At 40.6% G+C, this 23,066-nt stretch carries 26 protein-coding genes; 11 read left to right on the top strand and 15 right to left on the bottom strand.

The features are described from left to right. Genes tssR through tssO (ASG14_RS00315) form a run of 4 tightly spaced genes read right to left on the bottom strand, consistent with a single transcriptional unit; the run spans position 1 to position 4,464 of the window. The gene (gene tssR, locus ASG14_RS00330) at positions 1–2,376 is read right to left on the bottom strand and encodes a type VI secretion system protein TssR domain-containing protein (RefSeq protein WP_056869088.1); all 2,376 of its coding nucleotides are present in this window, start codon (positions 2,374–2,376) and stop codon (positions 1–3) included. A 41-nt stretch (positions 2,377–2,417) separates the two neighbouring features. Next, positions 2,418–3,398: a PKD domain-containing protein gene (locus ASG14_RS00325; protein ID WP_056869087.1), complete on the bottom strand. Its 981-nt coding sequence runs from the start codon at positions 3,396–3,398 to the stop codon at positions 2,418–2,420. A 49-nt stretch (positions 3,399–3,447) separates the two neighbouring features. Beyond that, a complete protein-coding gene (tssO, locus tag ASG14_RS00320) occupies positions 3,448–3,933 on the bottom strand; it encodes a type VI secretion system TssO (RefSeq protein ID WP_082491270.1) in 486 nt (161 codons plus the stop codon). A gap of 9 nt (positions 3,934–3,942) precedes the next feature. Then, positions 3,943–4,464, bottom strand: a complete 522-nt coding sequence (gene tssO, locus ASG14_RS00315; protein ID WP_056869086.1) for a type VI secretion system TssO — start codon at positions 4,462–4,464, stop codon at positions 3,943–3,945. 184 nt (positions 4,465–4,648) lie between these two features. Here tssO (ASG14_RS00315) and ASG14_RS00310 point away from each other — a divergent pair, with 184 nt between their 5' ends. Further along, entirely contained in the window at positions 4,649–5,083 is a 435-nt protein-coding gene (locus ASG14_RS00310) for a GPW/gp25 family protein (RefSeq protein ID WP_056869085.1), read from the top strand. Positions 5,084–5,107: 24 nt separating this feature from the next. Beyond that, positions 5,108–6,979 (top strand): type VI secretion system baseplate subunit TssF, encoded by a 1,872-nt coding sequence (locus ASG14_RS00305; protein ID WP_056869084.1) that lies wholly within the window; start codon positions 5,108–5,110, stop codon positions 6,977–6,979. A gap of 6 nt (positions 6,980–6,985) precedes the next feature. Here the strand turns inward: ASG14_RS00305 and ASG14_RS00300 are convergent, their stop codons facing one another. Next, positions 6,986–7,924: a type VI secretion system baseplate subunit TssG gene (locus ASG14_RS00300; protein WP_056869083.1), complete on the bottom strand. Its 939-nt coding sequence runs from the start codon at positions 7,922–7,924 to the stop codon at positions 6,986–6,988. Positions 7,925–8,040: 116 nt separating this feature from the next. On the opposite strand from ASG14_RS00300, the gene ASG14_RS00295 reads away from it, so the two are divergent. Further along, positions 8,041–8,934: a TssN family type VI secretion system protein gene (locus ASG14_RS00295; protein ID WP_056869082.1), complete on the top strand. Its 894-nt coding sequence runs from the start codon at positions 8,041–8,043 to the stop codon at positions 8,932–8,934. A gap of 23 nt (positions 8,935–8,957) precedes the next feature. Beyond that, entirely contained in the window at positions 8,958–10,097 is a 1,140-nt protein-coding gene (locus ASG14_RS00290; protein ID WP_056869081.1) for a hypothetical protein, read from the top strand. 752 nt (positions 10,098–10,849) lie between these two features. On the opposite strand, the gene ASG14_RS00285 is transcribed toward ASG14_RS00290, so the two are convergent. From ASG14_RS00285 to ASG14_RS00275, 3 genes are all read right to left on the bottom strand, one after another. Further along, positions 10,850–11,458: a hypothetical protein gene (locus ASG14_RS00285; RefSeq protein ID WP_056869080.1), complete on the bottom strand. Its 609-nt coding sequence runs from the start codon at positions 11,456–11,458 to the stop codon at positions 10,850–10,852. Between the two features lie 198 nt (positions 11,459–11,656). Beyond that, entirely contained in the window at positions 11,657–12,586 is a 930-nt protein-coding gene (locus tag ASG14_RS00280) for a hypothetical protein (RefSeq protein ID WP_056869079.1), read from the bottom strand. 153 nt (positions 12,587–12,739) lie between these two features. Continuing rightward, the gene (locus ASG14_RS00275) at positions 12,740–13,738 is read right to left on the bottom strand and encodes a hypothetical protein (RefSeq protein ID WP_056869078.1); all 999 of its coding nucleotides are present in this window, start codon (positions 13,736–13,738) and stop codon (positions 12,740–12,742) included. A gap of 429 nt (positions 13,739–14,167) precedes the next feature. On the opposite strand from ASG14_RS00275, the gene ASG14_RS00270 reads away from it, so the two are divergent. Further along, a complete protein-coding gene (locus ASG14_RS00270; RefSeq protein ID WP_056869077.1) occupies positions 14,168–14,779 on the top strand; it encodes a GIN domain-containing protein in 612 nt (203 codons plus the stop codon). A gap of 116 nt (positions 14,780–14,895) precedes the next feature. Here the strand turns inward: ASG14_RS00270 and ASG14_RS00265 are convergent, their stop codons facing one another. Further along, positions 14,896–15,117, bottom strand: coding sequence for a hypothetical protein (locus ASG14_RS00265; RefSeq protein WP_056869076.1), 222 nt, complete (start codon positions 15,115–15,117; stop codon positions 14,896–14,898). 872 nt (positions 15,118–15,989) lie between these two features. Between ASG14_RS00265 and ASG14_RS00255 the strand changes: the two genes are divergently transcribed. Both ASG14_RS00255 and ASG14_RS20645 read left to right on the top strand, forming a co-directional pair. Next, positions 15,990–16,451, top strand: a complete 462-nt coding sequence (locus ASG14_RS00255) for a hypothetical protein (protein WP_157274800.1) — start codon at positions 15,990–15,992, stop codon at positions 16,449–16,451. Between the two features lie 212 nt (positions 16,452–16,663). Then, complete coding sequence (locus ASG14_RS20645; protein WP_056869073.1) at positions 16,664–17,113, top strand: MauE/DoxX family redox-associated membrane protein; 450 nt, start codon at positions 16,664–16,666, stop codon at positions 17,111–17,113. Between the two features lie 196 nt (positions 17,114–17,309). Here ASG14_RS20645 and msrA read toward each other — a convergent pair whose 3' ends face one another. Together msrA and msrB are read right to left on the bottom strand one after the other, a co-directional pair. After that, a complete protein-coding gene (msrA, locus tag ASG14_RS00245; RefSeq protein WP_056869072.1) occupies positions 17,310–17,972 on the bottom strand; it encodes a peptide-methionine (S)-S-oxide reductase MsrA in 663 nt (220 codons plus the stop codon). An 11-nt stretch (positions 17,973–17,983) separates the two neighbouring features. Then, complete coding sequence (gene msrB / locus ASG14_RS00240; protein WP_082491268.1) at positions 17,984–18,484, bottom strand: peptide-methionine (R)-S-oxide reductase MsrB; 501 nt, start codon at positions 18,482–18,484, stop codon at positions 17,984–17,986. A gap of 313 nt (positions 18,485–18,797) precedes the next feature. Between msrB and ASG14_RS00235 the strand changes: the two genes are divergently transcribed. Continuing rightward, positions 18,798–19,094, top strand: a complete 297-nt coding sequence (locus tag ASG14_RS00235; protein WP_056869071.1) for a hypothetical protein — start codon at positions 18,798–18,800, stop codon at positions 19,092–19,094. 88 nt (positions 19,095–19,182) lie between these two features. Continuing rightward, positions 19,183–19,548: a response regulator gene (locus tag ASG14_RS00230; protein ID WP_056869070.1), complete on the top strand. Its 366-nt coding sequence runs from the start codon at positions 19,183–19,185 to the stop codon at positions 19,546–19,548. A 5-nt stretch (positions 19,549–19,553) separates the two neighbouring features. Here ASG14_RS00230 and ASG14_RS00225 read toward each other — a convergent pair whose 3' ends face one another. After that, entirely contained in the window at positions 19,554–19,775 is a 222-nt protein-coding gene (locus ASG14_RS00225; protein WP_056869069.1) for a hypothetical protein, read from the bottom strand. After that, the gene (locus ASG14_RS20120) at positions 19,768–19,974 is read right to left on the bottom strand and encodes a hypothetical protein (protein ID WP_157274799.1); all 207 of its coding nucleotides are present in this window, start codon (positions 19,972–19,974) and stop codon (positions 19,768–19,770) included. Before ASG14_RS20120 ends, ASG14_RS00225 begins: the two co-directional genes overlap by 8 nt. Positions 19,975–20,305: 331 nt before the next feature. Between ASG14_RS20120 and ASG14_RS00215 the strand changes: the two genes are divergently transcribed. After that, a complete protein-coding gene (locus ASG14_RS00215) occupies positions 20,306–21,310 on the top strand; it encodes an aldo/keto reductase (RefSeq protein ID WP_056870176.1) in 1,005 nt (334 codons plus the stop codon). Positions 21,311–21,380: 70 nt separating this feature from the next. Then, the gene (locus ASG14_RS00210) at positions 21,381–22,277 is read left to right on the top strand and encodes an AraC family transcriptional regulator (RefSeq protein WP_056869067.1); all 897 of its coding nucleotides are present in this window, start codon (positions 21,381–21,383) and stop codon (positions 22,275–22,277) included. Positions 22,278–22,295: 18 nt separating this feature from the next. Here the strand turns inward: ASG14_RS00210 and ASG14_RS00205 are convergent, their stop codons facing one another. Together ASG14_RS00205 and ASG14_RS00200 are read right to left on the bottom strand one after the other, a co-directional pair. After that, positions 22,296–22,556 carry a helix-turn-helix transcriptional regulator gene (locus tag ASG14_RS00205; RefSeq protein WP_056869066.1) on the bottom strand — a complete coding sequence of 87 codons (261 nt, stop codon included), beginning with the start codon at positions 22,554–22,556 and terminating at the stop codon, positions 22,296–22,298. A gap of 100 nt (positions 22,557–22,656) precedes the next feature. Further along, entirely contained in the window at positions 22,657–22,908 is a 252-nt protein-coding gene (locus ASG14_RS00200; RefSeq protein ID WP_056869065.1) for a hypothetical protein, read from the bottom strand. Positions 22,909–23,066 lie beyond the last annotated feature (158 nt).

Raw genomic sequence — 23,066 nt, 5'->3', positions numbered from 1 at the left:
CTAATTGGTTTTTGGCATCACTGCCGGATTAAAGTTTTCTTCGGTTATGTAATAATATAATTTGCCGTTCGAAACAAACTGCTGTTCTATTTGGGTAGCCCTTTTAATTTGCTGAACGGATTCACTAAGCAATTTAATGTAGTTCTCAAATTGGTCTAATGGCATCGTAGAAGTTCTGTTCAAATCACCTACTGTGTACTGGTTCAAAAATTCATTATTTAAAGGCAAACCGGTAACCAGTTTCAGATAACCAGCCAGGCTCATTGCTTTGATTTCGCTGGATGACACCTTCATTCCTAAAAGCTGTTTAGGCATTTTTACATAGTTTTTTACCAACTTGCTTCTAAAAGAACTTTGATCGGCCTGTAAGTTTTGACCCAGCATAATTGAAAAAACATCCGTTATCTGTCTGTATTCCATATTGTTTAGCACAATTGCGTATTGCAGTGATGAATGGTTTTTGCTAACCAGGTCTGAAGGGAGTGTTGCCGTGCTATAATATTTAAATGCATTGTGTGGCATCCGGTCAGCCACTTCTATGCCAACAGGCTGAGGTAATAAATCCTCCACGTTTTTTGATAAGTTTTTACGTGCAATACCCGTTAAACGGAATGCGCTGTCTAAAGAACTTATCTGATTGTAAATATCTGAATTTGTTTCTTTTACGAAACGTTTCAATGCAATGGTCATGCTCTGGTTTGAGTTTACTGTTCCTTTAGTCGGGAAAACAACACCACCCTGAATCAGGCTGTTCTTGGGGTAATCCAGGTAATAGGAAATTGAATCCTGAAGGCTGGTGTTGTAGGGTTGAAAACTCTTTAGTCCTTCACCTTTCACCATGGTGTTTTTTCTGTACTCGGCTGATCGGATAGCAGATTCTGACACCAGTTTACGGGACTGGATTACAAAATCATTAAAAACAGAATTGTAATCGCTGTACACCTGCAAGGCCAGAATTCTTGCGTCGGCAAGTGCCACCTGCTCGCTCAATTCGTTGATAAGGTAATTGTTTGTGCCTCCTGAATTTCCGGTACTGCCAACCAGAATAATTAGGTTAGTTTCGTTCTTTTTTCCTTTAAACAAGCCCAGCCCAGCCTTAATCGCATTGAAAACCGGCGATTCAGAAATTACGCTGTTACACTTTTCCGTGTTCTTTGCCTCATTAGATAAGAAACTCATAAGCTGCCTGTAGTCATTTTGGATAGGGCTGGTAAACACACCTTTTACAGGGCAGCCATCATCGCCACGGTAAACCACGCCACCATAACTAACCCTTGTACCTTTGCCAAAATCGCCCATAATACTTTCAAAAGAAGCTATGGTATTGGTCATACCCGAGAGGTATTTGCTCATCGAACTTCCGCCATCTACAACAAAAACAACATTAACTTTCGTCTTATTTTTCCGAAGGGCAACATAATCTCGGTAAGAAAGTGCAGAACCGTTAATGGTTAGTATTTTATTGTCGGTTTTATTGTAAACATCTGTTGCAATGCCTACCGTATAATTACCTTCATTTTCTGCAATTACAGGAAGGCCTTTTAAAATCACATTTTCCGCGGGGAGTAAAGGGTCGGCTACAAATGCGGTTCCACTGCTTATGCCCTTTGCAATGGCTGCTGCGGTCGAATCTTCCCGGCTGTAGTCGCCGGGTTTAATTGAACTGATGTACAACCTGTCGCCCCAGCTGTGCATGGCTTCTGCCGAAACCCAACCGTAAACACTTTTACGTGCAGAATCTGCAAATAACTGGTCGTCGGAGCCTATCAGATATTTCTTTTCATCTTCCGATTTTTTGTAGATATAGGCAATTTCGTGGAGCCTTACCTTGGTGCGCCTGTCTTTGAGTTCGGGTGTGCTGTAAACCAGGATTGAATCGGTAGTATCGAAATAAAATTTTGGCTCGGTAAGTGGGTTTTTCCCGTTAACAATTCCAATAGCTTTTTCTGCATAACCTGTTTTTTGGTTGGAAAAGGCACGTTGCCACAGAAGTAGCTTCGATTTCGATATCCATCCATAGCTTATGGCGCTTTTTTTATCATTTATTTTACGGCCTCTTATCATCCCGGCCTTGTACTTAATTAATTTCAGGTACCCGTTTTCTTCTTTCGATACGTAGAAGGGCTCCATAAAACTGATTTTTTTCATAATAAGGCTTCCGCCGGGCGAGGTTGTGGTGTAATTATCTTCGCGGTCTGAAAAAACTATCCAGGGCAGGCTGCTGCCCGAAGTATTTTCATTAATGTTTATTGTTTCGGCCGGCCGCTCGTAAGACTTGGGCATATATTTAACCTTTTTACCAAACGAAGCCGGGGATTGGGCATTAGCCAGTGATATTCCTAAAAGGAAAATGGTTAAGAAATAATATTTTTTCATGTTGAATAGGGATGAGCTTATGCGTTAGGATGAGTTATGATCTATCTTGTTTTTGCAGCAGCATCTGCAGCGGTTGCCGTAGCAGGCTGTGCAGTACCGGAGTGCTGTTTTATATTTAAAAGACTTGCACAGGTCGAGTTCGGTTTAATTGTAAGCTGTGCCTCATCTACCGCTATTTCGCCGCCAAAGGTCAGTCCCATGCAATAGGAATAAATATCAGTCTGTTTTTTCTTCCCGTTCATTTCTACATTTACGGTGACCTTCTCATTGCCGCACATGTACTTTTTAACGAGGTAATAATAATTTGAGTTAAAATCGGCTCCGTTAGCAATGGCCTGCAGCCGGGCTCTGATGTCATCGATGGTCTTTCGTTCGCCATCCCCCGGCGCAACTAAATCTTCAACAATTTCCGCATTCGGGTCGGTAATTAGAACGGTTAAATAGGCGGGCTTTCTGCTTTTGTCAGATCGCAGGCGGACAACATATTTCCCAGGCGCACGATACGTGTAAAGGGCAGTTTTTCCTTTTACGTCTACACGTCCGGTTTCACCAAAAGACCACTCGAAATCCTTGCCTTCGCCATCTCCTTCAAGCCTGATCTCTTCGTTTACCAGGCCAGCGGTTGGCCCACTGATGGTTAAAACACTATCTACAACTGCCGCCCTTACCGTATCTCTAACGGTTACCGGAAATTCCTGGCGAAGTTCGCCATCAACAGTTAACCGCACAATATAAGTGTCAGGTTTAGTGTAATGATAGGAGCCGGTTTTGGTAGTGGCTTTGGCACCATTACCGAATTCCCACAGCCATTTTGATGCCTTGGGTGTGTTGTCTGTAAATACCAGACTCTCATTCAAATAGATTTCATCTTTGAGAATCCTGGCGTCAATTTTACGTTTTTCGAAGAAAGAACTTTTGAATAAAAAAATAAGGCCTGTTAAGAGTAATACAGCCAGCAGGATGTAAAGTATAATGTATCCCTGCGAATTGGAGCTGATCTGCTTCGTGTTTGGTTCGGACATCTTTAGCGTTTTTGATGGTTTTAGGATGATTTTGAGGTGATTTTAGTTTTTATCTGGATGAGATGGTTTGCTGTAGTTGGCGTCTGTTGGTTATGCAGTCGTCAAGTTGTCTTTTATGCAGTTCTATATCTGAAATATTTCTGTTCTGTTCCTGCCTGTCGTAAAACAGCCTGTCGTAAAGTTGCGCAGTCTGCACAAAAATCTTGTATCGTGAATCAGAAGCTTTGCGGTCGAATGCCGCTCTAATCGAGCCCAAAGAAAGCTGAATGTCGTTTTTCAAAAACACGGCCTGTACATTTGGGTTATAGCGAGTAATTTGTTTAAAGGTAGTATCTACAGTTGGCATGGTTTCCTTAACCATATTTTCGAAGGCTTCATTTTCGTTGATTTTTACCTCGAGGTCGGATTTAGAAATTTCGTAGCGTGATTTGCCGCTGTAAAAAATGCCAAAGCTTAGCAGTCCAACAGTGAAAATAAACAGCGCTGCAAAAAACAAAAACTGTTCTCGTCTTTCTTTTATACTTAGTTTTATCATGGTGCTTAGTTATCTGCCGAATCTGCCATTTCTAATTTTGTTAGCTGCAGATTGATTTGCGCGCTGACAATCGTTTATCTGTTCCTTATACCTTTGAATATCACCTCTGGAATTTATGAGTGAGTCTTGCAAATCGGCCATTGCGCTTACATTATTGTTTATTTTCTCATACAAGTCAAAACTGGCACTTGCTTCTGGTTTTTTCGAAATCAAATCTTTGATTCTGTTATTGGAAGTTTGAATATCATTGAGCAGAATGCCTTGCTTGCTCATTTCGTTGGCATTATAATCGCGGTATTGTGCAAGTTCTTTGAAACGGACCAGAATAAGGTCGAAATTGGTATTGATATCTTTTCGTAAATACGAAAGTTTTTCAGCTTCTTTTACTTTTTTATCCAGAAGGGCATATTCAAAATCTGCCGCTACAAAAAAAAGAAAGATACAGAGAATAGAAAAAAGCGTTAAAAAGACAAAATTCGAAATAAACTTGATATAAGCCTTTCTAATTTCAAGGGCGTTAATGGGTTTCATAGATTGTTAGGGATTTCACATACTACTGGTCTAATAACTAATTCGACAATCAACACCAACAATCAACCCCAAAATCACATAACTATCAAATCAACATTGTACAGTAACAATTTTTAATATTTGTTGTTTGGTTACATAAACGATTTTTTTAAATTACTTTTAACAAACTTTAAGCCAAACATCTATGTCTGATAAATTTTTCAACAAACCCTTCAGATTGAGTTCTTTACTTTCAGGCAAAGGGCTTCAATCTGCAGACCTTGGAAAATCGATTTCTAACCACATAGAACTGATAATTTTCACCAGATACGGCGAACACCGCTACCAGCAAAACTTCGGTTGCGAGATATGGGATTTGGATTTTGAGCTCATCGTAAGCGAGAGCATCTGGGAAGAAAAGTTCCGCAAATCGCTTCTTAAGTCTATTACCGATCAAGAACTTCGTATTTACAGTACGTCTGTAGATATACACATAACAGAGGTAGAAAACGTTTACCCTATGCGTAAGATAACCGAGATCAAAAAAAAAGTAGATATTAGCGTAAGAGCGCTAATAAAAGCAACAGGCGAAAAATATTTTTTTAATACCGCTTTATTTCTCAGTCCTTTATCTACCTAATTAACCGCCCCAAATAGAGTACATATGAAACCAGTCTTTTATTCATCAAAGGATGAGATCCGTAACCGAATATTAAAAAATGCAGAAGATTTTTGGAACACTAAAGATAGTAACGATTTTGATCCGCTGGTAAAACTGATAATTGAGGCTTTAAGCAACGAGTTATTTAATGTTGCCAATGACGTAAAAAATCTTGAAAACAGAATTTTCGATAAGATAAGCAGAATTTTGGCGCCCGACCACTTAACTTCCTCTTTGCCTGCACATGCGATTCTCCATGCCCGCCCAAATGAACAGGAAGATTTCGTTTCTCCTTACCATCAGTTTTCTTTTAAAAAAGACGTGCAACTGGAAACTGACCAGACAAAAAAGACAGACATTTTTTTCAGCCCATTGCACACGGTGAAACTGCTCAATGCTTCGGTAAAATATATGGCCACAGGTAATACTATCTTTAGTGTGGAAGGGTTTAACAAACAGCCTGCTGTTAACAGCCTGCCTGGCTTCTCGATACCCCAGAACGTTCTTTACATAGGCTTTAGCGGGATAAAGAACTGGATGGACTTTAATAAACTAAATTTATTTTTCGACTGGAAAAATTATGCTGTACCGGAGAATGCTTATGATCTTTTAGCACTGGGCAAATGGTATTACAAAGGTAATGAGCTCGCTGCGTACACCGAGCGGTTTATGGATGAGCCGGTAACTGGAAAAACCCAGGCGCCATTCTACCACAAGCAGTTGCTTAACCTAATCAAATCTGATGTGCTGCAATTTTACAGCAACAGGTTTCTAACGCTTGGCGATCTTAACGATTTTAATATCGAAGAAACTACAGAAATGCCGTCAGAATTTTCGAATCTATTTCAACAGGCTGAGTTGAATAGAATTGGTGGCGAAATAAAATGGTTAAAAGTTGTGTTGCCTGCTGCAATCAATCAGGATATGCTCAACGAAATTCATGTTCATATCAATGCGTTCCCTGTGGTTAATAAAAAACTGAGTCAGATAAAACACCGCCTCAAAACGATGAACAATGTAGTGCCGATAAAAACCGAAGGGTTTGACCAGATGCTTACCGTTGAAAATTTGAAGGACAACAAAGGCAAAAGCTATAACGAGATTCCCTACACCAATGAAAACGAAAAAGGCGACGGGTCGTTTTCAATTAGATATGGAGGCACCGAGCGCTTTGATACCAGAAATGCCAAAGAGCTTGTAGAGTATCTTTTTGAACTTTTGAGAGATGAAAAGGCCGCCTTTTCGGCCTATGGGCCAGATTTTTTAAGTACGGCACTTAAAAATCTGGAACAGAATATTGCCCTGATTGAGCAAAAAAGTCGCTCTGCATTAAAAGACATTAAAGAGCTTCCGAGCTATGTTATTATTAAGCCTATTGACGACGCCGATATTTTATTTTTAGACATTTGGGTTACGCAGGCAGAAGAAGCCAATCACATCAATCCGGGCAGCCGGTTACTGGCTTACGGCAATAACAGAGTCAACCCGGAGAGCGTTTTTCTATTAAGTCAATCAAAAGGCGGCCGCTCGAAGCTTAATGCAGCCAATCGGGTACAGGCTTACAAATATGGCTTAACCACCGGAGATCGGGTTATCACTAAAGCAGATGTTATTAATTTTTGCCATTTTGAATTGGGGCCGAAACTAAAAAGCATAACACTGTTAAAAGGAATCATGCTGGATAATAAACCAAATGCGGGTTTCATCAAAACAACCGATATTGTGATCGAACCTTCAGAAGCCGCAAGGCTTACAAAATCTGATTGGGCGGAGTTGTTGAGTATCACCCTTTCCAAGCTACGTTTGCGAAGCGCAATGAATGTACATTACCGTATGTTTTTGAAGAATGCTGCAGAAAATCTGCACCAGCAGTAAAAAAAACTAGATGTAAGCGGTATAACCCAAATAAGCGCTGCTTCCGCTTTCATTTAGTAGGGTTTCCTGAAAATCGGGCGCCGTTACCAGCTCCACGTTCACTTCGGCATCAACTGGCATCAGGTAACTAATTGCCATATCGAGAATTTCCCGGCTCTTTTGGCCCGGCATAAATGCAACCAACTCTTCAGGAGCAGTTGGGCCAACATTTATTTGAAAACATTCATGATCTGGGGTAAAACTGCTCCCAATGATGGTGTCAATACCAAGGGCGCCCATTCCAAGCTTAATCTGCATGTCGTCTGCAACATCAATCCCTGTAAGTTGTGTTGTGGCATCATTAACGGCGATGGGTAGGTTAAATAACGCGGTGAGCACTTTCGCGGTAAAATCGATATCGTTTCTTTTTTGCTGTATTTCGGGCAACAGGTGCATCCAGATGATGCTCTGTTCTTTATTCAGGAGATTAAACTCGTTCCATCCAAACTCAAAGATTCGGCTTAATTCGGAATAGGTGGTTTTTTTATCAAGCTTATTTTCATACAGCTCCGTCATCACCCGAACACGGTTAATTTCGGTATCAAATGGAGTAAAAAATAATCTTGCATGTTTTTCTTCTTCTCGTCTTTCCCTGATATCGCCAATCATAGATTCTTCATCCATTCCTGCGCTGCCGGTAGGTGGCCTGTGGAAAAGACCTTCCGGAAGCATATCATAAAGGCCTTCGCGGTTGGTGGTAATCCGGATGCGTTCGTGCCTTCTGTTTTCCGAATAATAAAAAGCAGACGATTCAATATCTTTTGCAAAAGCCCGTTTATCAGGCCCAATCGGAACCACCTCTATTTGGTCGGCATCAACTACAGAGCGCTCTATCAAATCGGCCGCCTTAGCTACCGCCTTGTAGTCTGTAAATAGTTCGTTATCAATCAAAGTTTCTTTTTTCATTTAAACTTTAAGCTTGCATTTTTGTTGTAGATAAAATTTTATTTCTCGAGTAAAATAAGGATTATAATCAAGTATTAAAGATACTATATTTGCAATATAACACATCAACAAAATTAATGGACGTTCAATCATTTTTTATCCGCTACCTCTTATTTCCACTGATCATTCTGGTATCTACCGCAGTATTATCAATCCTAAATAAAAAGAATCAGTTTCTAAGCAACAAAAGATTGATTGTAAGTGTTTTGCTTACCGGACTGATTTTGGCTATCCCGGGTTTCTTGGGCTTTCTAAATTTCAATTTCATGCCCTGGGGCTATATAATTTGTTGTATTTTCTATATTTTAATGGGTAGCTTATTTGTTTACCTGCTCACTAAATATTATGCGAATGATTTACTCGAACGCAAGGTTTTCATCTTTTTTTCTACGCTAGTGTCAGCTATCCTTGCGGTTTATTTATTTCAGTTGGCTTTCAATTGGTTAAGTTCTGTTAATTTCGGATGGTACGGTGCGGGTAGCATCATGTGCTTTTTTGTACCCTTAATTTTCTGGTGGGCATATGTGGCGCTGCTCGGTATACCTTCAGAGATTTTTAAGATCTGGAAGTATCCTGAAACCCCATTGGACATTAACATGGATCATGTAGATTTCAACAGATTACTTGTTCTCGAATTGGAACTGTATAAAAAAAGTAGCGATCCGGAACCATTAAAGGTGAAAGTAAAGGCGGTTGAAAACATGAATTTTGGGATCTGGTTTCATAAATTTATTGATGATTACAACCTCAAATTTTCCAAGAGCCCGGTTGAATTTAGAGGAAGTGATCAGGACAATTACAAATGGATTTTCTTTATTAAAACCTCTTTTTTCAAGCGTAACATTTTTATAGATCCAGATCTGGATATTATTGAAAATGGCATCACCGAAAAAATGACTATCTACGCCAAACGCGTTTCAGAAAACGCGAATAAGCCAAACGAAGTTGGGGAAAGTGCTATATTTATCTAATCAACATCTAAAAAACATTTATTATGATCAAGCCGCTTAGATACAAGCCCATCAATTGGGTGAATGGCATGAAACTTTCTAGCGACCATTTTACGGTTAACGATCTCTATTTACAAGACTTTGTAAGAAATGCGGTATCGCTCAATATCAATGCGAACAACTATGGATTTCTGCCGCCTTTCGCCGGTTATAAAAGCTCCCACGATATCGAGATTGCAGAAAAGGCTACAAATCATATTGAAGTACGAATCAGGCATTGCAATGCCGTTACCCCTGAAGGCTGCCATATAGATATTGAACAGTCTGACAATATGGATTCGCTGGTGCATAATCATTATTTTGGGCAGTCGGAACCTAGAAATTATCTTATCCTGCTTGTTGTTAACCCGTACAACCGAATACCTGCGGGTACGCCCAACCCGGATGAAAGTCCGATAAGGTACCCTGAACTTGCCAAATCTTATTCCATTTCAATTCTGCCAGAGAGCGAGCTTGGCGCTCAAACCGTCGACAGCTTTTTTCTAACGATAGGGCAGGTTTATTATGAAAATGGAAGGCTAACCATTAATAATAGTTATATACCGCCCAGCGTTACGATAACCAGTCACCCCGCTTTAATAAGGTACTACGAGTCTTTTAGTGTTATGCTAAACGAACTACAGCTATCCGCATTTAAAATTATTGATAAAACAGGCGGTCGAGACAACATCACCCCTCTGGGGAAAAATATTCGTTCCATTTCAGAGAAGATTGCAGACTATATTGCAGGCTTGTTTTATTCTTACCGAAACCTTGCTCACCGCGAATCTCCGGCTGTTCTGGTCGGTTATTTCTCCAGCTTGGCACATGTGTTTTTTACGGCAATTAAATTCATCGATCCGCGCGAGCGGGAAGAATTGTTAAAGTATTTCTATGAATGGAAAGACGTTACGCCTGGCAATTTCGAGGAGCTGCTAGCCAAAACTATCGAACTCGTTTACGACCACAAACAAATTAATACCAGCATGGTTATGGCAAGCGAATTTATGAACGTACTGGTTGCACTTTGGAATAAGCTAAGCAGTTTAGAATACATCGGCCAACGCAAGGAAAACATCGTTGTTGCCGAGCAACAGGTTGTGCAGCAGGTTCAGGCACGCAAAACCTGGACGCTGCTCGACTAGTGGGTTTAGAATAAGCATTAGCTGGTTGATTTGGTGCAATCGGCATACCATTATAACTCATGACTTCTTATAAGTGCAGAAGCTTAAGGCTAGTTTTAAAGAGAAGGAGCTAGCCTTTGCCCCTAGCCTTTAAAAAAGCATGTGATGACATGCTTTATCTTTACAAGGTAGAAAACAAGTGCAACAAAGAATAATAGATTTAAAAGCAAAATTGAATCTGATAAAAAGAAAATTAACCAGAACCAGAAGTAATTGAAACACCACCAGCAGCACCTAAAGCAGCAAAGAAAGGAAAGAAAAATACCAATTAGTTAAAGTAAAAAGTATTGTTATTTTTGATAAAGATTTAACCTCGTAAAAATTTAATGGCAGTAATTACTAATTCTAAGTAAACAGAATTTCCCGAAATGAACTGCATATCCAAGCTTAATAACTCTATATAATTTTAGCTGTATATCTTGATTTTCGGGTGCAATAATCAATTACAAGAAAGTTAAGGAAATAATTGTGTGGATATTTTTATCTTGCTTTTTTGTACTTTTTTTGCGATGTTTAAACCAATAAATTTGCAAAACAAAATAGGCACAAATCCAGGTTAGGAATGGGTGAGTTTTAAATAAAAAAATATGTAAAAGTGGTGTGTAAAGCCCTTAAATGGACTGAGTTCGATTCTCGTCGGGACCACTCAGCAATAATTTAAAAACCAATCCTGTAACTTCAGTTACAGGATTTTCTTTTATTAACCAAGCTACTTACTTTACCACATCTGGATACATCATTTTGTAATACGCCATTATCGTGATTACTTTCGGATCTGTACTGTTCTCCATGCGTGTACCTCTTTTCACGAATATGAAGTTTGTGCTGAAAAAATTCTTGCCATTCTTATCGGTAGAGTTTCCCTGATAGGTAAAAATCCAGGCATCAAGTTTTGGAACATCCCAGAAGTAAGATTCTCCGTTGCCTTTAGTATCGCTTTGCTGGTAGGCTGGATAGGTTTTTTTTAAGTAGGCTACAATTGCTTTAGTTTCCTGCTGGTTTACCGAACTGTAATTGAAACCGAGGTAATTGTTGCGCTGTTTCGAGCTAAGGAGTATAGACAGGTTGCTGTAGTCGGCGGCATTCCCATTGGGAAAAGTATAAGAATTAAGTTCAATTTCGCCAATTGCGTATTTTTCCAGCTTGGCTGTATTGAGTATTGCTAAACCGAGGTTGGGATCTGTATCTTGTTTAAGCTCGTTATTTTGAAGCACAACAGCTGGAACTTTCGAATTGAGCTTTAGCGAAAGAAGATCCGTTTTGGTTTGCGAGTTACAGGAAAGGATAGTTACAACCATAAAAATTGCAAAGGGAAGTTTCATGTTCTTAATTTTGGTAAATGTCTATTTAGCATGGTATAGTAGCTGGTGTAGCAAACTGCCTGAACCTTTGGCGCAGCTTATTCATACACTGCTATTAAATTTCCGGTATTTCTTTGTTTCGCCCACCCGTTTCCGGAATATTGCTTAAAGGTGTGCCTTTTCAGTCAGTTGGTTAGCGTTTTGGGTTCGTATCATCGTTCATTGCTTTTTCTTCAATAAATTTAATACTTCCTGTTGATTCATTTTGGCCTGCTCAACTGAAAATACAGCCTTGGTCAGGATTTCCGTTACCAGCGTTGTTTCAACGTTTTTCCCGCTTTGCATTACGCGGTCCGTCCACTTAAGTTTGCCGGGCGTGCTTGCCTGCATTAACAGGATGCGGTCGGTTATCTGCCTGTCTTCTATATTTCTGTGCGATTTAATTACCAGGCCGCCGTCCGGTTCATAGCTGACGTTTTTAGTAAAACGCAGTCCGTCCTCATTAAAAGCTTTTACAAACAATATTTTCCCGGTCCGTCCGTATTTGTAATTGCATTGCCAGGTATCAAGAATGTCGTCAGACTGACTTCGTGCCGTGCTAACCTGAGCCTGTTTAATCTTAAGCGCTGGTTTTTGGTTACCGTAAATTGCAATGAGCGGAAGCAATTCTGCAATCGGATAATCACCGAGGTTATCTTCCAGCAAACCTATAAAACTCAGAATTTTATGGCTCCCATTTACTTCTTGCTTAAATTTTAGGTAGCTCGATGGAAAAAGCTGGTATCGGTCACCTTTACCGATGTGTACCAGGTGCTGAGCGTCGTCAAAGCGAATTTGAAGACTGTCAACCTCATTCTGATTCGAAAACAGGCGCTCGGCTATGAAGAAAAGGCCCTTAGCGGTGGCCGCGAACCGATACCCAAGTGCATCGGAGATGATTCCATCTGTTAGGGTGTAAGCAAAATACTCGTCTCCAGTTGGAGATGAGGTGTACAACAGTGTACTTGCAATACTTTCAGTTGCTGTACCATCGCTTGATTTTACCGTTTTGCTCAATAAGAACGCATTGCTGATTTTTGCCGGCTCTTTTTTTACCTGGCCTGCACAAGTCAAGATTGTGAACAGGCTTAAGATTAGGTTTCTAATCATTTCGAATTGTATATACTTAGCAGCCTTTAGGTCCAGGTATTGCTACTTAAAAGATTTTAACAAAGCCATGTAAACTGAAGGGAACTAAATCGATGAAAACCAAATATTTAAATCAACATTCGCAATGATATCAGGCAAAGTTCAATACCGCATTTAGGCCATGATATTGTTTACTTCAGCAACAAACCGCTCTACTTTTTTCGTGCTGAAAAAGCTCGATAGTATCATTGCATCTTCCTTATCGGTTCCGGGCCGTAAAAAATAAATCCGAACGTCTGTTCCTGAATAGATAAGATTAGTAGATTTCCTGACGGTTTGAATCCCGTTAAAATCATCAAAACTGTAAACTTTGTTGCCCAGGCCAATTGGGCTGCTGCGCTTTACCAATCGCGACGACTTATCAAAGATGGTCTCCGTAAAGCCGGCCAATATGATTACCGGGCCGCCGATAAGGGTAAAGAGCATAAAACACATTCTGCCTATGCTAAAATCGTGGCCAAGCCAGGCAGCAGGCGTTAATTCGTGGATGCCTATGGCCAGCAGAACCAGGCCGAGCAACACGCCACCCATTTTGTTTTTCTTTATCGTGTAGGTACCGCCCTGCACGTTAAAAAACTTATACTGGTCTATCTGCTTTGGAATGAAATCGCCTGGTGCATCGTGGAGTTCGAGCTGGCGGTGTATCGGGGTAATCACCTCATCAACAAATGCGATTGCATTGGGGTCATCATTTTTTCCATAACTGGAAGAAACCAGTATGCCTTTGCCGTAGCGGTTGTCTTTCTTAAAAACGCGATAGGTATAAGAACCCGCAAGGTTAGAAACCGGTGAGATGCCGTAAATCTTTGCAAAGGGAACAGCCGATACAGGCAGAAAGCCAAAGAGTTTCCTGCGCATAATGCCCTGCCCGGTTTCAAACTCTACAGCTGTTCCGGCCCAGGCCACAAAAAGTGCAATTACAACCGCCATTACAATCAGCAATGGCAGAGACGATGCAATATCATTTTTCAGATAGTACACATATACAAAATATCCGGCAACAAAAATGACTGCCAATACCCCGGCGAGTATGTATGATAAGCCGTAAGGATAAACAACAACCCGGTCTGGCTCAATCCTCCAGCGGGTTTTAGATAGCGATTTTAGTGACAAGGCGTTTAGTTTTTACGGTTAAACAGCGAAAAAGTATTTTGGTTTGAATGCGCAGGCAAATAACAACGTCGCGAAGATTTGCACATCGGTTTCCGAAGGCAATTAACAAAACATATTTTAAAATATCGCATTAGCTGCGGTAGCGATGAAAGAAATTAAAAAACCGCCATTCAACCGATAGTCTTTTATCCTAAGCTGAGATTTGAAACTTCTTGAGTGCTTATCAGCGCATCATAACATAATAAAAGGGCAGGTAGACAAGCGGTTCGTCGATTCTAATAAAAAATGAACGGGCGTTCGTCTAGAAATTACAGGCGTTGGTCTGCTGCCTACTCTTGCTGGTATAATACGGCATTTTTAGCTGAAACGTTTCCTGGGCGACGGCGTCTTAATAACAAACAATAACAAAAAACTTAAAATATAAAAGATATGAAAACCTTCGCAAAATCATTATTCGCAGCAGCATTAACAGCAGTAGTATTCACTTCATCAGCCATGGCAACTTTCGCCGCAGAGCCAGTTAAAGCAGAAACAAAAACAGCCTCATTATCGAAGTTCAACAGAATTTGGGTGAGTGGAAATGTAAAAGTTATTCTAAGCCAGGGCGACAAGCAGGATGTAGCTGGTAAAGTTAACTACGATGCTGCAAAAACTTCGGTAACTACCGACGGCAGAACCTTATTCATCAATTCAACCGAAACTGATCAGGTTACCATAAATGTTACGGTAAAAGATTTAGAAAGAATCGAAGCCTACGGCGAATCAATCGTTAGTACAGAAAACAACTTTGATGTAAAAAATCTTCAATTATTTTTAAGCCAAAGCGCAACAGCGAACATCAAAACTACAGCAACAAGTTTATACACAGTTGTTAAAGACAGCGCAGTATTAAGGTTATCAGGTTCAGCAACTGAAAGCACCGTAATTGCCGGTAACATGAAAAATGTAAAAGCCGCTAACTTTGCCAGCCTTAAATCTGCGGCTTTTGCTTCTCAGGCCATTATGGAGGCGCAGCAAAATGCAATGGTTTTGGCAAAATAAAAAGCATAAACACACAATAAATAAACGGAAAGCTGCCCTTGGGCGGCTTTTGTCGTTTTTGCAGAAAAGAATGTTCTCAGCCTAAATAAGTTTAAAAATGGTGCAGGCAAAGCAATTTAAAGGATACCCATTCTTTTCGTTAGTAAGGTAAAAACGCCTTTGGGCAGGGTATAGCCGGGTGTAATTGTCCAGCCTTCATCTGTTAACTCTAAGGTGCCATTATACAGGCTGTCTACATATATTCTGAATTGATTAGGATAATCTCTGACACGATTTACAACGATGGTCATCGATTTAAACACCACAATCCTGGTGTCTGTTTGAGCGTTACTGAACATTAAAATGAGGAAAACTTGTTTGGTTAGGGGATTAACTTTCGAAGATATGCCAAGAATTTGAAAAATCCATGCTTTAAAACTTCTGGTTTTGAGAATTGATAAACTGTCAGGCTTTCAATTGGTTAAAACCAACAACGTCCTTAACAATTGAGGAAGTTGTTGGTGTTTAATCAGGCAATTTTCCACCTACCAATAGCCATCCGCAAAATCAGCACGGCATTTAATTGATCGATAATAAATACCCTTTATCGTCCTATTGTTCCAGTTGTTAGCGAACAAATTCCGGGTAGAGCTAACCTGGGAGCGATTAGCTGTTTCAAAAAAGAAACCTTAGTTATTATTATATTTGAATATCTAATCATCATTACCATGAAGAACCTATTGGTGACATTAATCCTCACAATGTCACTTATCATTACTACGCTTGTCTTGCTCATAGCCGTAGATGTAATAATGCACATTCTTACCGCTTTTAAAATGGATTTAATAACCGATGAAATCAACACCTTGATAAGGTATCTATTGTGTGCGCTAGTTTTGTTGTTTAATTATTTTGCCGCGAAAATTCTAATCAGACAGCTACTGATTGCCTCCCGAAAAATTTCTCAAAAATTACATCTATCTATTTCAGTTACAGCATTGGCCAGTGTTTACGGTCTATTTTGCTTTTGTATTAAAATGTTTCCGGCAATTAACCCTCAATTTTATCATTATCCGGATGCAATAATATACCTGCCTTTTTTGTGCATCATCATCTATCTAACATTTAGCCAGAACAAAAAAATAGGCGCAAATTATTAATATTCCCGTATCTCCATTAGTCAATACTGGTGTGCAGTAAAAGACACGTCTCCAAAAGCAACCTTGTTCCGATGAAAACTTTATCATATCAATCCGTAACCCTGAACATATTCGTGCTTTTATTCCTTACAACTTTAGTTATGGGCTGTAAAGATGGTAAGCCAGACTTGAATACGGTGAAGCACCAACGGTTTGTTGGTATTAGAAAACAAGATACAACCATTGCAGTTATCAAGGTCGCTGGGACCGATTTTTACGGAAGCATGGAGGTATTGTATCATGTTGGCATGAAAGATTCTGGTATTGTAAAAGGTAAGTTATACGGTGACACTTTATTTGCCGGAGATTATTATCACTTACATGATGGACAGGACCACTGGATGCGTGTTCCATTAAGGCTGTTAAAAAGGCAAAATAAACTTATCCTTGGCGAAGGGGTGATTGCTTATTTTGCCAATATGCCTTTCTTTGTTCACTATCCACCAGTATTATATGATGAACAAAAGCAATTTGTTCTTTATCCTAAAAACTGACACTTTATTACCACAAACGAAGTGCTATCTCCAGTTTGAGCAGCTCAAAAAACCAATAAATTAACCAAAGGGGTTCGGCAGGTCAATTTTTTGGCACCCATGGCTGCAAGAAAAATGATCTAAAATTCGACTATTCACGCCTCATTCGGTGCAACCTTAACCTACTCAAGCCTTCATCAAGCCACTAGCTTTATGGTATCAACAGAAACGATATGATAAGCGGGCAAAAAACCTCACAGTATGCATACAACTTTAGCAGCTTCTTGCTAATGGTTTTATGGTCTTATGCGGTCTGGGTAAAACTAGCAGATTTAGCTCATTACCAGCAACAAGTGTTAAGGCAGCCTTTTGCACCAGTAGTAAATCTGTTGCTTACTTATTTCATTCCCATAGCAGAAGCAGCTGTGGCTGGCCTTTTGATTTTTAATTATAGCCGGCCTGGTTTGTGGTTGTCATTGCTGCTTCTGGTTTCATTTAGTATTTATATTCTTTTAATTCTAATGCACTTTTATGCAAAGGTGCCCTGCAGTTGTGGTGGTTTCATTTCAAAAATGAGCTGGCAGCACCACTTCATGTTTAACCTCTGCTTGATTGCAATTAACACTTACTGTCTCTATTATTTAAACCAAAACAGAAAGGAGGTTGCGGAAAAAATGCATTAACGAAGGTAATCGGCCATGGCGGATGTTCATTAAAGGGTTATTTGTTGAACAGCAGGTATGGCTAACCCATAAAAAACAGGCTAAAAATAGGGAGGATGTGATTTAACCTGAATGGGCTTGGGGATACACAAAGATAAAGAATATTGAGAAAAGACTTAATGCAAAAAGGGGGATTTAAACAATCCCCCCTGGTTAATTAGCTTTTATCTTTAAATTCTGGCTTGATGAGTGCGGCCATGCTTTTCCGCAGCTTGAGCACTTTTGGCCTGGATACATTTTGAATATAACCATTGCCGGGGTTGAGCTTATAATAATCCTGGTGGTAATTTTCTGCGGGGTAGAAAACTTTAAAGGGCACCACCTGGGTAACGATTTTATCGGCGTAATGCTTACTTGCGTTTACCTTTGCAATTACCTGTTCGAGTGTTTTATGCTCCTCGTCGTTTTTGTAAAATGCCATCGAGCGGTAGTCTTCACCTTCGTCTGGGCCCTGCCTATTTACCGTAGTGGGGTCATGGGCGTAGAAAAAGGCTTCGGCAAGCTGCGCATAGCTGATTAAGGCTGGATCATAGTACACATCAACGGATTCGGCATGGCCGGTATTGTCTGCGCAAACCTCTTCGTAAGTTGGGTTTTTAACCGTTCCGCCTGCGTAGCCGGATACAACCTTATCTACGCCTTTAAGTTCGCTCATGCCTTCTTCCAGCGCCCAAAAGCAGCCGCCTGCAAAAGTTGCCACTTTCTGGTTGGCTGTTGGTTTAGGTAAATCAGCAAAAGCATTTTCGTTTTTGCGGGTTTGTGCATCGGTGCATGAGGCGAGGAAGCCCAGTCCGAGCAGCCACAATTTATATCTTTTCATGATGATTTGATTTATTTGGCGGGGATAAACTTGAGGGCGTAAGAATTCATGCAGTAACGCAGTCCGGTAGGTTTAGGTCCGTCATCAAAAACATGGCCCAGGTGCAGGCCGGTGCTGGCCTCTACCACTTCGTCTCTAACCATTCCGTCTGATGCATCGCGAACGATTTTGATGGCTTTAGCATCGATGGGTTTAAAGAAACTTGGCCATCCAGTGCCCGATTCAAATTTCGTATCCGAGCTGAAAAGCGGTTTGCCGGTTGCTGCACTTACATAAACGCCTTTTTTGTGGTTATCCCAATAGGGATTTTTATAAGGCGTTTCGGTTCCGCTGTTTACCATAATATCATAAGCCTGGGCAGATAGTGCCTGTTTCCAGTAGGCAGCTGATTTTGCGGCCGGGTATTTTTTAATATCGCGGGATAATCCCCCTGCGTTTGAGGTTTTATTTTGGCTGCAGGCATTTAATGCGAGTGCCACCATGAGTATGCCGAATAATTTTAGTGTTTTCATATGGGGTATTGGTCGTTTAAAGTTTATAATCCTTACAAACAAAGCCGCTGGAATTTTTTGTCCAACTGGCTGTTATGGTAAGATTTACGCATAAAAGGGGTAAATGGTTCTTCATGGAATTGTAAGTAATGATGTGGGGTAAATGAGGCCTGCGCTGTAGCCTAGCCTGGCTCTATTTGGTGGCCGCAAAAACACCGGGCATCTAAGAACTTGAAATAAGAGCTTAGCCAGGGCGGATTGTGGTGTTCAATTGTAATGATCATTTGACGAAACTTTTCAATTTTTTTCGGGTTATTCGAAGAAATTCTACCCTATGGAAAATAGTAACCCAAATGATATGGATGCTGCATTTGCGGCACTCCAAAAGAAGTTTGAAGCAGGAGTTGTCGAATCTGTTTTGAGTGAGAGTGGTGCTTTAACTTATATTGTTAAAGATGGCCTGGATTTAACAGAATATGCGGCAATGGCGAAGCAGGTATTAGAAACCCATGGCGAAGTTGCCCACGATTTTAAGGGCAGGGTGGTTAACGAATCGAAAACAGACCATGCAGATTTTGTGTACAAATCGGGATGGCCCCTGGATCACCTGTCGGAGGGAGAAATTGAATAAGCGCTAACGCTCTTTAAAACCTTAAAAAAATGCAAAAATTAAAACGGGCCTTTTAAACAAAACGTATATATAGCAAACGCTTAGCAAAATGAGCCGCAAACGACTTCTCATCCTCGACGACGATTATAATATCTTAGATTCCCTTTCTACCTTGTTCGAGTATGAGGACTACAACATTGTAACCTTAAGCCAGATTTACACCATTAATATTTTCGAAGACATTAGCCTCTTAAAACCAGATGTAATTTTAATGGACATTAACTTTGGCAAGTTTAATGGCATGGATTTATGCCTGAAACTGAAGGAAAACACGCAAACGGCCGCATACAAAATTATTTTAATGAGTGCCGGCGATTATGGCGCAGTGGCTTTTAACGCCAAGTGCGATTTCTATATTCAAAAACCTTTTCAAACAGCGTTATTGCTTGCCACGGTTGCGCAGCTGGCTTCCTAACCTTTTTACTGGTCTTCAAATTCTTCGAAAGCCAGCTCCATTGCAGATTTTTCTGCATAGATGATTTTCTCTTTTTCAGATACCTGCTCTACCTTGGTAAAGATGGTTATCGAGTTTGCAAGGGTGTTGACTTCAAAAGCCGGTAAAAGCTCCTTTAATTTAATCGGGTTGATTTTTAAAACCGTAGTGTTACGGTTGTACCTGTCGAAACTTTGCTGTCTAATCATTACAATAACCTTCTCCTATCTGGTAGTTGCCCCTGCTCTTCATGGGTACAACCTCACCACTTTCTAAGTAAATTTTATATAAAGGCGCTCCGTTTGCCGGTGATGTTTCTGTACTGATGGCCATAATTTTGCCACAGAACTTCTTTTTGCAACCGGCGATCAAAATTATCAGAAATGCTGTAAAAAGTAATTTTCTCATAATTGAGCCAGCTGTTTCAATTTTAATACCAAGAGCAACAAAAAGCGCTATAAGTTGTAGGATTAATAATATAATCTCGCAAAAAATGGAACGTTTACGCTGCTGTGTTTCTGTTGAATTACAAGGTTTTATGCGATTCAGGTACTTGGGGCAATGTTTTGCGAGGAAGAGCAGCTATTTAACAGTTTAAGTAATTTTGTTGTTCACTGCCCTAAACCTAATCTGAAACAAATGATTTTCAATTCCTTGTTTTGCATACAAGATTCGGGGCTTAGCAAACATGCGCTTCCTGAAAGTTCCGCACTTTTGAATCATGAAAAACAACAACATTATGGAATTAAAAAAAATAGCATTAGGTAGCGCAGGACTTGAAGTTGTACCAATCGGTTTAGGTTGTATGGGGATGACAGGTTTTGAGGAAGCCCATATGTATGGCCCGGCCGATGAGCAGGAAGCCATTGCAACCATTCATCGTTCGTTAGAACTGGGCGGCAACTTTTTGGATACGGCCGATTTATATGGTCCGCTTAAAAATGAGCAGCTTATCGCCAGGGCCATTGCTGGCAACCGGGATAAATATACCATTGCCACTAAGTTTGGCTGGGAAATTAACGACGAAAATAAAGTGACCTGGGCCATTAACGGCAAAAAAGATTACGTTAAAAAGGCAGTAGAGCGATCGCTGAAAAACCTGAATACCGATTACATCGATTTGTATTACCTGCATCGCCTGGATAAAAATACGCCGGTTGAAGAAACGGTGGGTGCCATGAGCGAATTGGTAAAAGAAGGTAAAATTGGCTACATCGGCCTGTCGGAAGTCTCTTCTGAAACGGTAAAAAAAGCACATGCCGTGCATCCGGTTACGGCGGTACAGAGTGAATATTCGCTCTTCGAACGTGGTGTTGAGGAGCTGGGTGTTTTGCAAACCTTAAAAGAACTGGGCATTGGCTTTGTAGCTTACTCTCCGCTGGGGAGGGGATTTCTATCCGGACAAATCCGCAAGATTGATGACCTGCCTGAAAATGACTTCAGAAGAGGAATACCGCGTTTTCAGGAAAGCCATTTTCACAAAAACCTGGAACTTGTTGCCGCAATTGAAGCTTTGGCTGCCGAAAAGAACATCACCTCAACACAACTGGCGCTCGCCTGGATTATGGCCAGGGGCATCGTGCCTATTCCCGGAACGAAAAGGCGGAAATACCTGGAGCAAAATATCGCCGCCGCCGGCATTGTGTTGTCCGACGCCGATTTGAACAGGCTGGAAAGCATCGTGCCGCTGGGTACCGATACCGGCAATCCTTACGATGAGTTTAGTATGGGCCTTATCGATTAGCAATATTGATGGCTGCACTTTATGACGGTGCAGCCGTAATTCTAAAATTCTTTATCCTTAAATTCGTATTATGAACGCTATTAAATCGATATCGCAATTCCACAAGCTGTTGTCTTTACCAGAGCCGCTGCACCCGCAGGTAAGCGTGATTAACCTGTCGAAATGTATTTTTCTGGAAGATGAAATCTGGAAGGGATTTGTGAATATGTTCTATTGTGTGGCGCTCAAAAGAGACGCAACCGGAAAGATAAAGTACGGCCAGCAACATTACGATTATGACAAAGGCGTACTCAGCTTCACGGCGCCCAACCAGGTGCAACAACTCGATTTGCACAATATGGAATGCGGTTCCGGATACCTGCTTATTTTTCACCCAGATTTCTTAATCAAGCATCCGCTGGCGGCTGCTATTAACAATTATGGCTTCTTCTCTTATGCCGTTAATGAGGCGCTGCACCTTTCTGCTGAGGAAGAAGAGGATTTAATTGTTATTCTCGATAAAATAAATAAAGAATGCAGCCATATAGACCGGCATACTCAGGAGATTATTTTATCGCAGATTGAACTTCTGCTGAATTATTCGAACCGGTTTTACGAGCGCCAGTTTATTACCCGCAGAAACAATAACCACCAGGTTCTTGCAAAATTTGAGCAGCTGGTTAACGATTATTTTCATAAAAATGATGTGGCAAAGCATGGCCTGCTTACGGTGCAGCATATTGCGGGGCAGATGAATTTAACGCCGAACTACCTGAGTGATTTATTACGTGTACACACTGGGCAGAATACACAGCAGCATATACATGAGAAACTTATTGAGAAGGCGAAGGAAAAGCTTTCGGTAACAAGCTTATCGGTAAGTGAAATTGCCTATGCATTGGGTTTTGAGCATGCACAATCTTTCAGCACTTTATTTAAAAAGAAAACGAATATGTCACCCGTTGAATTTCGGCATGCCTTTAGTTAGCCAACCAGAGGAATATCCTTAGTTATTAGATGCTAAGCTTGAGGTGATTTTTGCAAGGGTTTGTTCGCTGAAATTATGTTTTCCGTTTAGCCATTTATTAACTTCCGCTACGTGCGTATCCATTAGCTGGGCGAGGTTGCCTGCGTTTAGGCCTTTCTCATCAAGCATTTCGGCAACCTTGCCTGCAGTTTCGAGGTTTATTTGTGTTAACTTCTCAATTGCCGGATTGCCATTTTCTTTAATCCAGTTCGAAACCATATCTTCTTTCTCGGTACTCATGATCTACTTTACGCTTCTTTAAAAACTGCGGCAAAGATATTAATTTGAAGGCATCCTAAAAATGGACTTGATTAGAAAAGCGTTCGAAGACAGTTAGATCTTAGCTATGTCCGGTACCACTGAACTGGGCGGTGTTGGTATCTACAGGATTTTCGGAAACTTTCGGTACGGTTTCGTGGTAAGAAGCAGCTAATACATCTACATAGTCTTTCAGTTTTGCGAGTTTTTGATTAACGACTTCCTGCGCATCTAAGTTGTGCTCTGGCGCACCATCCATTGTCTTAATTACATCGAGTGCATAATCGATAAAATCTTTGGCGTTTTCTGAAAGTAGTGGTTTTGGGCTGATCATATTTCTGGTGTAATGGTTAAACTTTGAAAGGAACAATTCAAGGCAATTAAAGTTTTGAATGTTTGTATCGGGGTTGGGGCAACCTGCCTTTCTAAACGTTAGTCGCAACAAAATTGGCAAAGCTGGAAAACAGAGCAGCGTTTTAATATAGGCTTTTC

It is taken from the genome of Pedobacter sp. Leaf194, from assembly GCF_001423945.1.
GTDB lineage: Bacteria > Bacteroidota > Bacteroidia > Sphingobacteriales > Sphingobacteriaceae > Pedobacter.
This window is presented reverse-complemented; position numbering and strand designations above follow the sequence as displayed.

Bases quoted from the DNA above. Each gene is read 5' to 3' on its own strand.
- tssR (WP_056869088.1), bottom strand. From the start codon at position 2,376: ATGAAAAAATATTATTTCTTAACCATTTTCCTTTTAGGAATATCACTG.
- ASG14_RS00325 (WP_056869087.1), bottom strand. From the start codon at position 3,398: ATGTCCGAACCAAACACGAAGCAGATCAGCTCCAATTCGCAGGGATAC.
- tssO (WP_082491270.1), bottom strand. From the start codon at position 3,933: ATGATAAAACTAAGTATAAAAGAAAGACGAGAACAGTTTTTGTTTTTT.
- tssO (WP_056869086.1), bottom strand. From the start codon at position 4,464: ATGAAACCCATTAACGCCCTTGAAATTAGAAAGGCTTATATCAAGTTT.
- ASG14_RS00310 (WP_056869085.1), top strand. From the start codon at position 4,649: ATGTCTGATAAATTTTTCAACAAACCCTTCAGATTGAGTTCTTTACTT.
- ASG14_RS00305 (WP_056869084.1), top strand. From the start codon at position 5,108: ATGAAACCAGTCTTTTATTCATCAAAGGATGAGATCCGTAACCGAATA.
- ASG14_RS00300 (WP_056869083.1), bottom strand. From the start codon at position 7,924: ATGAAAAAAGAAACTTTGATTGATAACGAACTATTTACAGACTACAAG.
- ASG14_RS00295 (WP_056869082.1), top strand. From the start codon at position 8,041: ATGGACGTTCAATCATTTTTTATCCGCTACCTCTTATTTCCACTGATC.
- ASG14_RS00290 (WP_056869081.1), top strand. From the start codon at position 8,958: ATGATCAAGCCGCTTAGATACAAGCCCATCAATTGGGTGAATGGCATG.
- ASG14_RS00285 (WP_056869080.1), bottom strand. From the start codon at position 11,458: ATGAAACTTCCCTTTGCAATTTTTATGGTTGTAACTATCCTTTCCTGT.
- ASG14_RS00280 (WP_056869079.1), bottom strand. From the start codon at position 12,586: ATGATTAGAAACCTAATCTTAAGCCTGTTCACAATCTTGACTTGTGCA.
- ASG14_RS00270 (WP_056869077.1), top strand. From the start codon at position 14,168: ATGAAAACCTTCGCAAAATCATTATTCGCAGCAGCATTAACAGCAGTA.
- ASG14_RS00265 (WP_056869076.1), bottom strand. From the start codon at position 15,117: ATGTTCAGTAACGCTCAAACAGACACCAGGATTGTGGTGTTTAAATCG.
- ASG14_RS00255 (WP_157274800.1), top strand. From the start codon at position 15,990: ATGAAAACTTTATCATATCAATCCGTAACCCTGAACATATTCGTGCTT.
- ASG14_RS20645 (WP_056869073.1), top strand. From the start codon at position 16,664: ATGATAAGCGGGCAAAAAACCTCACAGTATGCATACAACTTTAGCAGC.
- msrA (WP_056869072.1), bottom strand. From the start codon at position 17,972: ATGAAAAGATATAAATTGTGGCTGCTCGGACTGGGCTTCCTCGCCTCA.
- msrB (WP_082491268.1), bottom strand. From the start codon at position 18,484: ATGAAAACACTAAAATTATTCGGCATACTCATGGTGGCACTCGCATTA.
- ASG14_RS00235 (WP_056869071.1), top strand. From the start codon at position 18,798: ATGGAAAATAGTAACCCAAATGATATGGATGCTGCATTTGCGGCACTC.
- ASG14_RS00230 (WP_056869070.1), top strand. From the start codon at position 19,183: ATGAGCCGCAAACGACTTCTCATCCTCGACGACGATTATAATATCTTA.
- ASG14_RS00225 (WP_056869069.1), bottom strand. From the start codon at position 19,775: ATGATTAGACAGCAAAGTTTCGACAGGTACAACCGTAACACTACGGTT.
- ASG14_RS20120 (WP_157274799.1), bottom strand. From the start codon at position 19,974: ATGAGAAAATTACTTTTTACAGCATTTCTGATAATTTTGATCGCCGGT.
- ASG14_RS00215 (WP_056870176.1), top strand. From the start codon at position 20,306: ATGGAATTAAAAAAAATAGCATTAGGTAGCGCAGGACTTGAAGTTGTA.
- ASG14_RS00210 (WP_056869067.1), top strand. From the start codon at position 21,381: ATGAACGCTATTAAATCGATATCGCAATTCCACAAGCTGTTGTCTTTA.
- ASG14_RS00205 (WP_056869066.1), bottom strand. From the start codon at position 22,556: ATGAGTACCGAGAAAGAAGATATGGTTTCGAACTGGATTAAAGAAAAT.
- ASG14_RS00200 (WP_056869065.1), bottom strand. From the start codon at position 22,908: ATGATCAGCCCAAAACCACTACTTTCAGAAAACGCCAAAGATTTTATC.